This window comes from Bacillus sp. FSL M7-0558 (assembly GCF_038003245.1).
Lineage (GTDB): Bacteria > Bacillota > Bacilli > Bacillales > Bacillaceae > Bacillus > Bacillus pumilus.
Window position 1 is genome coordinate 3,093,779 of the sequence record NZ_JBBOOU010000001.1, and the last position, 12,960, is coordinate 3,106,738.

Below are 12,960 nucleotides of genomic sequence, written 5' to 3' on the forward strand. Positions count from 1 at the left end.
CCTATTTCCTTGTTTGATATTCGATCCATTTTTGATAGCTAGAAGCGGCGGCAGAAAGTGGATAGACCAGCCGGCACTTCGCAAGGAATAAAATCATTCGCTTCCGCGCGGTGAGCTTCGATGGTTCCACTTGTTTGACGGCATGCTGAAAAGCCTCGTGTGTCACCATTTCCCGCATATGATCAAGCTTTTCCCGAAGAGAGAGTGCATTTTGGCTCTTCCATTCGTTGAGCATACAATGAAGAGTGTGATTGACAATAAAAAAATCAAGTGCCTTCTCATACAGAGAGATGTCATCATATTCTGTCAAAAACAAGCGCTGTGCATGATAAAAGGTTAGTCCATGATGAAAATACTGCTTCTGATATCGCTGCACAATAGAAGATAGATGAACACGGTAGTAATAAAGTGGTTCATGAACAAAGGCAATACTGCGTGATAAAGAAAAACAGCGCAGCGTCACATATTGATCTTCTATGTTCTCAAGTTCTCCCCGCAACGGAAATCGAATGTCGTGTTCTTCGATAAAGGCACGCCGATACAGCTTATTCCATGAGAACCCCGTAATGTCTCCGTGCAATAACGCTTCAATTAAAATCGTTTTTTCCGCCGACCGCTCGGCTAACAGCGTCGTTGGTATGGTTCGCTTTGACTGTTCAAATTGAATCCAGTACTCACTGATGACTAAATCTGCGCCGGTCATTTCAGCTTTTTCATACAAGGCTTCGCAGTAATGAGGCGCGAGAATATCATCTGAATCAATAAAGGCAATATACGTGCCCTTTGCTTCTTCGATGCCCCGGTTTCTCACAGCGCCTAACCCTTGATTGGTTTGATGAATGACCCGAAACCGCTGATCTTGTGCAGCAAATGCTTCAAGATATTCTCCGCTGTGATCTGTAGATCCATCATTCACGAGAATAACCTCTATATCTGAAAAACTTTGATCTGCAATTGATTGAAGGCATTGCTCCACATACTGACTCGTATTGTAGACTGCGACCAATAGACTGATAGCTGGCATTACAACATGCCCCACCTTTCTCAAAATCTACTTTGTAAATATCGTCCTGTACGGTAACACAGATGAATCGAACGGCATCAGCATGATGCTGTACAGAATATAGCAAACAGCAATCCCTACATAGATAAAAACATTAGACCGCTGATCAAAAATACGTGTGAAATACGGCAGTAAAATAAGCTGATACAAGCCAAAATAAATATGAAATCTTGCATAAATGACATCCTTTGTGGCAAGGATGCCAAACAAGAAACCGAGCAAACAAAAGTTCACAACGTAATCACTCTCAGGCGTCAGCTCACGAAGCCGTTTTCTATAAAAGAACGCAAGCAAAAGCGGCAAAATCAATACACCGATTTTTGTCACATTCATTCCATTTGTATTCGTTGTGAGCCATTCCTCGTAATGCCCATATGAACTGCCTTGCAGCATTACGACAAACACGGAAATAAAGCGGTCATAAAGAGCGGTTAACCCTAAGAAAATCATGCATAAGACCAGCATCATCCAAGACCACGATTTTGTTCTCACGATAAAATACACAGGAATCATGATGAGAGCCGATGAATGAAACAATGAACATACGAGGACGAGCGGAAAATACAATTTCCACTGACCATTGATCACAAGACGGATGGCATAAAAAAGAACCGCAGCCACCATATACTGACGCATGCCATTAAACGAAGCGTAATAATGAAAGGTGCCGAGAAAAAGCAGCATACTCAGCTCAAAGGGACGACCATATTGAATGAGCGTCTTGATGATAAAAAAATAAGTGATCGCCCCAACCGAGATATACATGATTTGCGGATCATGGGACAGTTGATTGAGCATCCATAAAATAAACGTAAATCCTGGGTCAGTGGCCGCCTTGTCCACACCAAATCCGAATATGTGCCAAGGCTTTTCATAATTGATGGAGAACTCATACATCTGTCCATATGTGACAAAATCGGTTCCTACTTTGTACCGAATACCAGCGACAATACAAAGAAACAAAAACGGAAATAACACGAGAATCTTGTTAGGCCGCCATCCGCTTTGAATGGTATCATCACGCCTGCCGTAAAATGCGGCAAAGCTCGACCATAAATAGACCATGATCATGTTCACCAAATATACCGCCATCTGCCATTCCTTCCTTACAGTCCATATCCTTTCATCACACGTGTGATGTTCTGTTTGACATCAAATCCTCTTTGTTCAAGCTGGTACGTAATGGTCTCTTGAAGAGGAGGCTCTGCATGATACGCTTCAAGCACCGCCTTCATCCATTCATGCGCGGAATCCCGGAGCGACATTCTTTTCACAAGACCGCAGCCTAAATCTACTTCCTCTGTAATATGATCTGAAATCACACAAGGCAATCCAGATGCCTGTGCTTCCACTAAAACGAGTGGAAGGCCTTCAAACAAGGAAGGCATCACAAATACATCAAATGCTTTCATATAGTCTGGAACGTCCGATACAACGCCTGTAAAGACAATGTTGTCTAACAAACCGGCCTTTTCCGCATATGATTCAACCACCTGCCTCAGCGGTCCATCCCCTACAAGGACAAGCTGAAATGAGACCCCCTGCTTCTTTAAGGTCTGTGCCAATTCCATAAAAAAAACGTGATTTTTTTGTTCATGAAAACGACCAATATGACCTATCACCATACTCTTTTCCTGAAGACCCAGCTGCTTTTTGATCTTCACCTTTTCTTCTGGATCAGGCTGAAAGAAAAGAGATAAATCAATCCCATTCGGCAGCACCTCAACCTGTCTATTCTTCATTTTTTTCTGCCCAAATAAAAAGGAGCCGGCATCCTCACCGCATGCAACAAGCTTTGTAGAAAATGCAAAAATCAGCCGGCGAAACCCTTTGAGCATCATATGGTCTACCCAATTTGGCGACTGTTTCCAAGCTGTATTATGCGAATGACAAATCCGCACCTTTACACCCGCCAATTTCGCAGCAAGGGCAGAGAAGCCTGTTTGAAAATCTGTATGTGCATGCACTGCTTGATACGGTCCTGTTCGTTTGATCGTCTTTGTCAATGTTCTGACAAATGCCAAAGGAGAGGATGCCCCAATACTCGGGACGTAAAAGATACGTCCTCCGAGCCTCTGAATTTCCTCATCATAATCACAGACATCCTTCCGGTGGGTAATAAAGTCAAATTGGAGGACATTTCTATCGAGTGCACGATAGATGTTCATGATCATCGTTTCAGCTCCGCCGCGGTTCATCCCGCCCACAATATGAAGTACACGCTTTGGCTCACTCATCCCGAATCGTCCTCCTTTTCAACAAAGGCGCCTCCAGCTTCCGCTGGTGATAAAATTTCATGATCTTCGGTGATAAACAGGCGCGGATCACCGGCTTTAGCGCAAACAAATAATGAACCGGCGGCAATTTTAATAACCAGCATGCTTTCAAAACGAGCCAAGCATTGTCTATCGAATATTGAAACTTACGACGCTGAAAAGCCGCTTCATCCTCTCTCACAAGGTATAACGGCTCTTGTAAATTAAAGCCTTTTCTCCCCGTAGCAAAAAAACGGATCCACAGATCAATATCTTCCATCCGCCTCGTTGTTTTCACAGAGCGATATCCATTTAAAGCCTTGTACGCAGCAGCCCTCATCATAATGGTTCCATGACAAAAAGGCGTCCCTCTTGCCAGCACTTTTCGATCAGGCTCTGAAATCAGTGCACGTACCCCTTTTGTACCCGATTCATCAAACACCGTCATCGCCGTCCCGACCACATCATATTCAGGATGTGATTCAAGGAAATGCACCTGTTTTTCTAAACGATCAAGTACTGATATATCGTCGCCATCCTGCCTTGCAATCAAGTCTCCCCTCGCTTCAGCTAGACAGCGATTCAGACTGGCAGCGAGCCTTTGATTATGCTCATTGTGGATAAGGCGAATTCTTTCAGGTTCTCGTTTTGTATAGGACAGCACTTTTTCATAGGTGCCGTCTGTTGATGCGTCATCACATATGATGAACTCCCAGTTCTCATATGTTTGATGAAGAATGGATTCAATACTTTCTTCTACTGTGTCTTGGCAATTGTAGACGCCCATGATGATAGACACCTTTGGCTTATGCATGCTCACATCACCTTCTCTGCTTGATCCATATAAGTTGTATAAATTTCTTCCATAGCACTCACCGTCTGCTCCTGTGCAAATGCATGGGCTAAGGAGCGCCCCGCTTTTCCCATGAGGGGCAGCTGATCTCTTTTGTGATAAAGCTGGTGCAAATATTCAGCCAAGTCATTCACATCATGCGGTTTGACTAAAAAACCATTCACGCCATGTCTGATCAACTCACAGTGTCCTCTATTCTCTGTTGCAATGACCGGCTTTTCCGCAGACATCGCTTCAAGCAGATTCATGCCGAGCCCTTCTCTCAAACTAGTCGACACACATACATCACTCAAATGCATCCATTCCTCAATTTGTTTGCAAAAACCAGCAAAGTGGACATGCTTTTCAAGATGGAGCTCGTGAACCAGCTTTTCATACATCGGCCTCATTGACCCTTCACCGGCAAACACGACCTTCACATTTGGTATTTTCCTATATAGCTGGGCACATGCTTTGATGAGCATCCCTTGGTTTTTATTCGCATTTAATTCGCCAGCGCACAGCACAATAAAATCTTCTGAAGAAAAGCCATGGACTGCACGAAGACGCTGCTTCTCTTTTGCAGTAACTGGTGCAAATCGTTTCATATCCACACCCATACCAGGAACATAGTAGACAGATGCCCGCTCTTTTGATAGACGATCTGCTCTTTTAAAATCCTCTCCATTAATGGTGATCAGAGCGTCTGTATGGCGGGCGAGCCATCGCTCAATCGGATAATAGAGCAGCCAGTTTTGAAGCGGTGCTCCTTGCCAAAAGTGAAAGCCATGTGCTGTGTAAAGAACCTTCGTCCCTTTTTTGCGCGTGCTTTTGGCTGCTAGTCTGCCAATCACACTTCCCATTGGTGTGTGGCAATGGATAAAGTCGTAGTGCTCTTTCGCTAACAGCTTCTTCAGCTCCACATACGCAAACCGGTTGTGCACATGAAAAGGAGATCGCTGAATCGGAATCGAGTGCGCTTGATCCACATAGGGAAGCTCCAGCTGACCATTTGCCGCTGTATGCACTTCCCATCCTTGTTCTTGAAACCACCGGAAATACGGAAGGTGAAATGCCTTAAAATGATAGTCAACCGTTGCGCAAAACAAGATTTTTTTCTTCATCAGCAAGTGCTTCCCCCTCTCTTGTCATCTGTTCAGACAACAAATCATGCGATTCGATGGCAGCAAACAATGCTTCTCTCATTTGCTCTTCACTCATCATGTCGAATTCATGGATAAAGCGGTTCAGCACATATGGATCCCCATCCAGCGCATGGCCGATATGAATTTTCGGGAAAATTTGTTCCTGTGCTTTTTCATGCTGGTTGAGTAGTTCCTCATACATTTTCTCCCCAGGGCGAATGCCTGTGAACGTAATCGGAATCTGGTCTGTGGTGTAGCCTGAGAGGTGAATGAGGTTTTCTGCGAGGTCAACAATTTTCACTGGCTCCCCCATATCTAATACAAAAATCTGTCTTCCTTCTGCCAAGGCACCCGCCTGAATGACAAGTCTCGATGCTTCTGGAATGGTCATAAAATATCTTGTCATGGCTGGGTGCGTGACCGTGACCGGCCCGCCTTGTTCGATCTGTTTCTTAAAAATTGGAATGACGCTTCCCCTGCTTCCGAGTACATTTCCAAACCGAACCGCGACAAATTTTGTGTCACTGCTTGCCCCCATTTGCATGATCAGCATTTCAGCAAATCGCTTTGTGGCGCCCATCACATTGGCAGGATTGACCGCTTTGTCAGAGGAAATGAGGACGAATGTTTCAATGCCATGCTCATGTGCAGCTTCTGCGACATTTTTTGTCCCGATAATATTGTTTTTCACTGCTTCTTTTGGACTGATCTCCATGAGCGGGACGTGCTTATGTGCCGCAGCATGATAAATCATATCCGGCTGAAACTGACCAACGATTTCACTCATTTTCTGTTTATCTTGGATATCCGCAATTTGCGGATAGAGACTGATGGTGTCCCCATAGATTTCTTTCAGCTCTAGTAAAATAGAATGAATGCTAAATTCTCCATGTCCCACAAGCACAATCGCTTGAGGAGCAAACACACAAATTTGACGACAGATTTCTGACCCAATCGATCCGCCTGCCCCTGTGACCATGATGGTTTTCCCCTTTAAATGGACAGATAGACGGCTCGAATCTAATTGAATCGGTTCTCTACCTAATAAATCCTCTGGCTGTACATCTCGTAATTGATTCAGCGCATGGGTTCCTTTTAAAATCTGCTCCATCTCCGGCATGATCTGTGTCTTGATCCCAGTCGCTACGCATTCCTTATACAGCCCTTTTAACGTATGGCTGCTTTTGGACGGAATGGCGATGATGATCTTTTGAATATCCATCATCACAACAGCTGTTTGAATCTGTTCTTTTCCCCCTAGAACAGGCAGTCCCATGATTTCAAGCCTATGCTTCGTCTTGTCATCATCTATAAAGGCGACTGGCTCAATATGTACATCACTCGATTGCTGAAGCTGACGAACGATGATGGTTCCAGCTGATCCGGCGCCAATGATTAAGGCCCGCTCCTTTTCTACCTGCAGCCGCTTTGCCCCATCATGTAATAGCCGGGACGCCATTCGAGATGCGCCGATGAATAATACGTGAAAAAGCCACACGATGAATAAAAAACGGAAGGGCCATGTCTGCACGAAAAGGTACAGCATTGCCATTGAAAATAAAAAAGAACATACAAAGGTCTTCATTAAAGAAAATAGCTCTCTTACCCCTGTATAAGCCCATACTTGCTTGTACACGTGAAAAATATACGAAAACAAATGGTGCCCAATGAGTAGACTGAGCGAAGAAATGACGAGCATTTCAAATGTATAAACAGTTAACGCCGCTTCTTGGACAAATTGAAAACCAAAAAAGACAGCCACTAAAATGAGATATGAATCTAGTGCCACGATGATTGATAATCTTTGGGCGTAAGTCAACGCTCCTCCCCCTTTTTAAAACATCACTATTCTTACGTAAAATGGGCATCAAACCCGTCCTCACATCCCACTATTGATGACGAGCATCTAAGGCATTGGTCATGCCCACAGCAGGATCGAGTGCCTCCATTGTTAAAGATTAGGAGACATCACCTATCAATCTTGTTAATACATATACAGCCTTCCCTTTTTCTCTTTCTTGCCATTTAGCATAGCCCCAAGCAGTTTACCTGTTGTCCCGTCTAACACTTCTTTTGATTTCTTGACCGCAGCTATCTTGGTTTTGCCGCTTAAGACAACAAGGATGCTTCCATCTGTCCGGTTCGCCAGGATCTTTGCATCGGCTACTGGCAGAAGCGGCGCAGAATCAACAATCACCATGTCATATTGCTGTTCAATTTCATAAAACAGCTGCTTCATGACAGAAGAGGAGAGCAGCTCAGCTGGATTCGGCGGAATGGTTCCACTCGGAAGCAGCTCTAAATGTTCAATAGGTGTGGGTAAAATAGCTTCCTCCAAGCTGCAATTATTTAATAGCACATTGGTCAAGCCCGTGTGATGACTCAGGTCAAAATATTCATGAACAGCCGGCTTTCGCAAATCAGCATCCATTAGCAGCACCCGCTTTTTCTGCTGTGCAAAAACAGCTGCTAGATTTGCAGCCGTAAATGATTTCCCTTCCTTCGGCAAGGAGGATGTCACCAATATGGATTTCAGCCTTGTTTGGATTGATGTGAATTCGATGTTCGTTCGGATCGTACGAAATTGTTCTGCTATGACAGAGTGAGGATCTAATACAGAAATACAGGATAAATCTCTCTTTTCTCTTTTCTTTCTCTTAAAGATCAATGTTCTGTCCTCCCGTTATGACGGACTGCTTGTCTTTTTTTGCCCTCCTGTCTGCCTGCATCTGATAGACGCTACCGAGCGACGGCAATCCGATCTCTTCTCTTATTTGATGTGTTCGTTTTACAGTATCATCGAGTAGGTTCATTAAGAAAATGAGTGTTACCCCCCCTAATAAAGAGGCGCCTAGTGCCAGTACGATATGAACGAATTTTCTTGAATTCATGAGAATCGTATTGGACAGCTTGGCTTCAGACAAAACATTAATGCGATCCATATTCATCGTTTTTTTGATTTCTTCTTGCAGCACCTCTGTTGCAGTATTCGCGATGGCAACTGCCTTTGCGCGATCCTCATCTTGCACAGAAATATTGATGACCTCAGACTCATTTTCTGTACTTGTGGCAATTTTGTGTTTTAATCCTTCAGCTGATTCTGTGAGATTGAGTGTTTCTTTTACTTTTTCAATGACGATCGGACTTTTTAATAAAACTTGAAAGGTACGTGTATATTGAAGGTTCATCTGAATATCGTTTAAGTTCGCTTGTGCGTCATTGCTGCGTTTATGAACAAGAATTTGAGTGGTTGCCTGATATACAGGAGTCGAGACATAGAACTGATAGTAGGCTGAAATGCCCGTTACGATCAGGACAATCAGGATCAGAAGGGCCATTTTCTCTTTAATGACAGAAAACAGCTGCTTAAAACCTATATTCTCATTCATAGATACCTCCCGATTTCATCATAAAAAGGTTATATATGGTTTCTTTTTGTTAATGATTGGATTATAAAAGATAATACCCGCAAAGAAAAATGTCATAATAGGTCTTATAGTTCTTTTTAAAGAACGAAATCGTTCGTTTTCTTTTGTTTACTTCCTAATTCTTACGTTTTTGAATTTTATAAAGAACAATTTATTTCTTATAATGAACGAAAAGGTCGCAGTACGATTCGCCAGGAAGAAGGGATGATCGAATGATAGGAAAGGTGATACGCATTTACCGAAAGAGGAAGGGATACTCCATTCAGCAGCTGGCTGAAGATGCCCATGTTTCTAAATCGTATTTGAGTAAGATAGAGCGTGGTGTCCACAGAAATCCATCTGTCCAGTTTTTAAAAAAGGTATCCTCTTCGCTAGAGATTGATTTACAAGAGCTATTTGATGCAGAGACGTTGATGTTTCATGAGTCTGAGAGTGGTGAACACGAATGGCGGAAGCATATCGTCAATGCCGTCCAATCCGGCATGCCAAAAGAAGAACTCTATCAGCTGCTCCAAACGTACCGAAAGGAGCAGGAAGAAAAGACGTTACATGTCACTCATAGAAAGTTGACGGATTCGAATATAACAGAGTGGAAGCGTCTGATGAGTGAGGCGAAAGCTATCGGATTAAGCATTGAGGAAGTAAAAGCATTCCTCGCCAACATGGGAGAACGACGGGCGTAAGCCTTTCAGGAAGAGTCAAATTGCGGGGAGAGGCGTTTGACGCTTCGCTGAAAAAGAGCCTTTTATCATGAAAAGGCTCTTTTTCCTCTTATTCTGCTTTTTTTGTTCGTGCTTTTTTCGTTATATCATTGTTTTTCCAATAGGCCCAGAGAGATGTAATTCCAAGAAAGACTAACATGATGAATTGCTGAATACCTTCTTCATCAATAGGTATTGGGCTTTTTCCCGCAGCGGTTAGCGCACTGTTGACAAGCGCGAGCAAAAGCAGCACAAGCCTTGCGATTGTACCTGCACTAATTTTTTGAACTTCCAACTGTAACCCCTCCCTTTCTTCCCCTTCACGGGCGGTACGGCTCGTTCTCTCTCATATGTATGCAAAAACCGAAAGAATAGAAGACCGGATCAAAAAAAGAGACATCATGCCTATATAAGGAATGATGCCTGATTTCATCTTATTTTGATGTAGAAAACATCTCTTTCGCTTCATCCAATGCCATTTTATTGCCTAGTGCTGAGTAATCGAGCCATGGCTGATCGGCAATCGGATAGACTTGATTGTTCTTCACAGCTTTTAGACCCTTCCAAATCGGCGTCTTTTCTAATTGCTTGAATGCCTGCTGCGCTTTATCGTCACGGTTCACGACGACAAAGATAGCATCTGCATCATAGTCAGGAAGAACCTCTTGAGAAATCACTTCAAATGGCCGTTTGCTGTCCAGTTTCTTCACCCCATCGACAGGTGTGAGGCCTAAATCCTCGTACAAAATTGGACCCATTGGGCGCTTCATGCTAAATACTCGAAGCTCCTTTGCCGTCACACGGATCGCCATTACTTTTCCGTTTCCAATCTTTTGTTTGATGAGCGATTTGACTTCTTTTGCTTCTTGATTGTAATCCTGAATATATTGATCGGCTTCTTTCTCTTTATTGACGAGCTTGCCGATTTTTTTCAAATGATCACGCCAAGTGCCGTTATTTAAATCAAACACTTCCGTTTTGGCGATTTTCTTATATTTCGATAAATCTTGTCCAGCTAGTTCTTCATCGACATAAATAACATCTGGTTTTAATGCAAGCAGCGACTCCATATCAGGATCGGCTGCGATGCCCAGCTTCTTCGTACCACTCAGCTGCTTTTTGGCATGTGGAAGAAAATCTTTTAAATCCCCTCCTACAACAGAGCCTGCTGGCTTGATACCGAGAGCTAATAAGTCATTCGTTAAATGAATAGACAAGGAAGCAATTTTCGGTGTTCCATGATCATTTTGAGTTGTTGTATTCTTTGTTTCCTGTTGACCACAAGCGGCAAGCAAAATAAAACAGAGCGTTAAACCAAGCACAAGTAATTTTTTCATGATGAGTTCCTCTTTCTTGTTTATTTCGTTTTTGTTAATAAATAGAGAAAATAAGGAGCGCCGATAAAAGCCACAACGACACCCGCTGGTATGGCATTTGGGGCAAAGATGGAACGTCCAATTGTATCGGCACTGACCAAAATCAACAAGCCAAGCAGCGCACTAACCGGTAAAAAGTATTGATGAAGCGAGCCGACAAGCCGCCTTGCCAAATGCGGGGCGACAAGTCCAATAAAACCAATACCGCCTGTCATCGAAACACTTGCACTCGCCAAACCAACAGCTAAGGTCAGCAAAAGGAGACGCTGACGCTGAACACGTACACCTACACTTGAGGCGACAGCATCTCCTAATGTCAACGCATTGAGCGTGCTTGACTGCATCAGCGTAAGCGGCACAAGGCATACAATCCAAGGCAGAAGCGCTAACACATGAATCCAATCTCTCCCCCAGACATTTCCGACAAGCCATCTTGAAGCAAATGTGTAAGTATCTTCATCTAGCTTCAATGACAAAAATAATGTCAAAGCACTGAATCCCGCTGCAACTGCAATTCCTACTAAAATCAGCCGGATGGGAACGAGCCCTTCCTGCCGGTCATACGCCAAAAGCACGATGACCGCTGCCGCAAGAAGCCCTCCGCCAAATGTAAAGAGCGGAATCAGAAGAGAGGGACTGCCTTCTAGTGCGTGGAAATACGTCACAAACACGATTAAGCCAAATGCGGCGCCTGCATTCAGTCCAATAATCCCTGGATCGGCCAGCGGGTTACGAGATAAACTTTGCAAAATGCCTCCCGCAATACCAAGACCAATTCCCGCTAGCATCGTTACCACGATTCGAGGCAGACGATAGTCAAACAGCACCGTTTCACTTTGAAAATCTCCAAAGCCGAATAACGTTTTGACGACCACAAGAGGATTTAGTTTCAGCGTACCGGTATTTAAGCTATACAGCACAACAGCCACACTTAAACAAAGCAAAACGACTGTCACAACAAGAGCCCGCTGTTTCTCTCTCATGACAGGTTCCTCCCTTCTTTTCTGGCAATATACAAGAAGAAAGGAACACCGACAAGTGCCACCATCACGCCAATGGCAAGCTCTCGCGGCGGATTAACGGTGCGGCTGGCAAGGTCAGCAAAGACAAGCAGCACCGCGCCTAATATCGCTGACATCGGAATGACGAAACGATAGTTTACACCAACCAGCTTTCGTGCGATATGCGGGATGACAAGACCGACAAACCCAATGGAGCCGACTGCTGATACAGAAACCCCCGCTAATAATACAGCAGCTACCATTCCTAGTATTCGCACTTGTCGCGTTTTCACCCCTAAATTTGCCGCTACATCTTCACCAAGCGACAGTAGCGACAATGACCGTCCTAATAGCATCGCCCATACGATCACTATGAGAATGACCGGAGCAAGAATTGTCAGCTGCGGCCATTTCACACCAGCCACTCCGCCTGCATACCAAAACGCAAGATCCTGACTTAAGTCAAAATAAATCGCGATTCCAGAGCTAAGTGCATGAAGCAATGCAGCCACAACGGCTCCTGCTACAGTTAAGCGCAGCGGTGTCAAAACGCCGCCTGCCGCACCAATCGCAAAGATCAGCAGCGTACTGAGCACTGCACCAAAAAAGGAAGACAACATAAGTGCCGAATAAGGGATGCCTGGGAAAAAAGCAAAGCAAAGAGCGACCACAAACATCGCACCGCCATTGATGCCCAAAATTCCCGCATCGGCCAGCGGGTTTCTTGTAATCCCCTGCATGAGCGCACCCGCTACGGCAAATGCCGCTCCAACAAGAGCTGCTCCTAAAACACGAGGAAGTCTTAACTCATGGATGATCTGCTGCTCTGTGACATCTGACTGATAGTCAAATACAGCTGTCCAAACCGTTTGCAGAGACAATGTTTTGGCACCATATGACACAGCCAAAAACATGGCAACAGCCAAACTAAGGACGGCGAGAAAAAATATCAAAAAGAACAGAATATATGATGATCGTTTTTGTTGAGGTGTTCGCTTATCCTGCAAAATCGGTGTCATCCTTTTCTTCATTAAAAGTCTGTTTGAAAATGAGAATCATAATCATCAAAATTATATCTGCCTGCCTCTCAAAAATCAATGTACACCTTATTTTTTAATTAATGAAGGTATGCAGGTGACAGTGTCATACAGTGTCTTTG

At 44.0% G+C, this 12,960-nt stretch carries 13 protein-coding genes; 1 reads left to right on the forward strand and 12 read right to left on the reverse strand.

Annotated features, from left to right (window positions below):
* Nucleotide 1: 1 nt before the first annotated feature.
* From MHB79_RS15790 to MHB79_RS15825, 8 genes are all read right to left on the reverse strand, one after another.
* On the reverse strand, nucleotides 2–1,024 hold the full coding sequence (locus tag MHB79_RS15790) for a glycosyltransferase family 2 protein (protein WP_310425657.1): 1,023 nt from the start codon (nucleotides 1,022–1,024) through the stop codon (nucleotides 2–4).
* 27 nt (nucleotides 1,025–1,051) lie between these two features.
* On the reverse strand, nucleotides 1,052–2,155 hold the full coding sequence (locus tag MHB79_RS15795) for an EpsG family protein (RefSeq protein WP_003213102.1): 1,104 nt from the start codon (nucleotides 2,153–2,155) through the stop codon (nucleotides 1,052–1,054).
* Nucleotides 2,156–2,169: 14 nt separating this feature from the next.
* Nucleotides 2,170–3,300: a glycosyltransferase family 1 protein gene (locus MHB79_RS15800; protein WP_321999519.1), complete on the reverse strand. Its 1,131-nt coding sequence runs from the start codon at nucleotides 3,298–3,300 to the stop codon at nucleotides 2,170–2,172.
* A complete protein-coding gene (locus tag MHB79_RS15805) occupies nucleotides 3,293–4,132 on the reverse strand; it encodes a glycosyltransferase family 2 protein (RefSeq protein ID WP_340990186.1) in 840 nt (279 codons plus the stop codon). The genes MHB79_RS15800 and MHB79_RS15805 overlap by 8 nt, the downstream gene beginning before the upstream one ends.
* Nucleotides 4,133–4,134: 2 nt before the next feature.
* Nucleotides 4,135–5,274: a glycosyltransferase family 4 protein gene (locus MHB79_RS15810; protein ID WP_340866537.1), complete on the reverse strand. Its 1,140-nt coding sequence runs from the start codon at nucleotides 5,272–5,274 to the stop codon at nucleotides 4,135–4,137.
* Nucleotides 5,240–7,114, reverse strand: coding sequence for a polysaccharide biosynthesis protein (locus MHB79_RS15815; RefSeq protein WP_340990188.1), 1,875 nt, complete (start codon nucleotides 7,112–7,114; stop codon nucleotides 5,240–5,242). Before MHB79_RS15815 ends, MHB79_RS15810 begins: the two co-directional genes overlap by 35 nt.
* A gap of 165 nt (nucleotides 7,115–7,279) precedes the next feature.
* Nucleotides 7,280–7,963, reverse strand: a complete 684-nt coding sequence (locus tag MHB79_RS15820; RefSeq protein ID WP_003212774.1) for a CpsD/CapB family tyrosine-protein kinase — start codon at nucleotides 7,961–7,963, stop codon at nucleotides 7,280–7,282.
* On the reverse strand, nucleotides 7,953–8,684 hold the full coding sequence (locus MHB79_RS15825; protein ID WP_003213148.1) for a YveK family protein: 732 nt from the start codon (nucleotides 8,682–8,684) through the stop codon (nucleotides 7,953–7,955). The genes MHB79_RS15820 and MHB79_RS15825 overlap by 11 nt, the downstream gene beginning before the upstream one ends.
* A gap of 251 nt (nucleotides 8,685–8,935) precedes the next feature.
* Here MHB79_RS15825 and slrR point away from each other — a divergent pair, with 251 nt between their 5' ends.
* Complete coding sequence (gene slrR / locus MHB79_RS15830; RefSeq protein WP_321999523.1) at nucleotides 8,936–9,406, forward strand: HTH-type transcriptional regulator SlrR; 471 nt, start codon at nucleotides 8,936–8,938, stop codon at nucleotides 9,404–9,406.
* 88 nt (nucleotides 9,407–9,494) lie between these two features.
* Here slrR and MHB79_RS15835 read toward each other — a convergent pair whose 3' ends face one another.
* The 4 genes from MHB79_RS15835 to MHB79_RS15850 all read right to left on the reverse strand — a co-directional run bounded on the left by MHB79_RS15835 (nucleotide 9,495) and on the right by MHB79_RS15850 (nucleotide 12,808).
* The gene (locus tag MHB79_RS15835) at nucleotides 9,495–9,719 is read right to left on the reverse strand and encodes a phage holin (RefSeq protein ID WP_340990192.1); all 225 of its coding nucleotides are present in this window, start codon (nucleotides 9,717–9,719) and stop codon (nucleotides 9,495–9,497) included.
* A 139-nt stretch (nucleotides 9,720–9,858) separates the two neighbouring features.
* A complete protein-coding gene (locus tag MHB79_RS15840; RefSeq protein ID WP_170965978.1) occupies nucleotides 9,859–10,764 on the reverse strand; it encodes an iron-hydroxamate ABC transporter substrate-binding protein in 906 nt (301 codons plus the stop codon).
* 17 nt (nucleotides 10,765–10,781) lie between these two features.
* Nucleotides 10,782–11,783 carry a FecCD family ABC transporter permease gene (locus tag MHB79_RS15845; RefSeq protein WP_340990194.1) on the reverse strand — a complete coding sequence of 334 codons (1,002 nt, stop codon included), beginning with the start codon at nucleotides 11,781–11,783 and terminating at the stop codon, nucleotides 10,782–10,784.
* Complete coding sequence (locus MHB79_RS15850) at nucleotides 11,780–12,808, reverse strand: FecCD family ABC transporter permease (protein ID WP_170965969.1); 1,029 nt, start codon at nucleotides 12,806–12,808, stop codon at nucleotides 11,780–11,782. The genes MHB79_RS15845 and MHB79_RS15850 overlap by 4 nt, the downstream gene beginning before the upstream one ends.
* Between the last annotated feature and the right edge of the window lie 152 nt (nucleotides 12,809–12,960).

Excerpts from the sequence above, each read along its gene's own strand:
- MHB79_RS15790 (WP_310425657.1), bottom strand. The coding sequence starts at position 1,024 with ATGCCAGCTATCAGTCTATTGGTCGCAGTCTACAATACGAGTCAGTAT.
- MHB79_RS15795 (WP_003213102.1), bottom strand. The coding sequence starts at position 2,155 with ATGGCGGTATATTTGGTGAACATGATCATGGTCTATTTATGGTCGAGC.
- MHB79_RS15800 (WP_321999519.1), bottom strand. The coding sequence starts at position 3,300 with ATGAGTGAGCCAAAGCGTGTACTTCATATTGTGGGCGGGATGAACCGC.
- MHB79_RS15805 (WP_340990186.1), bottom strand. The coding sequence starts at position 4,132 with ATGCATAAGCCAAAGGTGTCTATCATCATGGGCGTCTACAATTGCCAA.
- MHB79_RS15810 (WP_340866537.1), bottom strand. The coding sequence starts at position 5,274 with ATGAAGAAAAAAATCTTGTTTTGCGCAACGGTTGACTATCATTTTAAG.
- MHB79_RS15825 (WP_003213148.1), bottom strand. The coding sequence starts at position 8,684 with ATGAATGAGAATATAGGTTTTAAGCAGCTGTTTTCTGTCATTAAAGAG.
- slrR (WP_321999523.1), top strand. The coding sequence starts at position 8,936 with ATGATAGGAAAGGTGATACGCATTTACCGAAAGAGGAAGGGATACTCC.
- MHB79_RS15845 (WP_340990194.1), bottom strand. The coding sequence starts at position 11,783 with ATGAGAGAGAAACAGCGGGCTCTTGTTGTGACAGTCGTTTTGCTTTGT.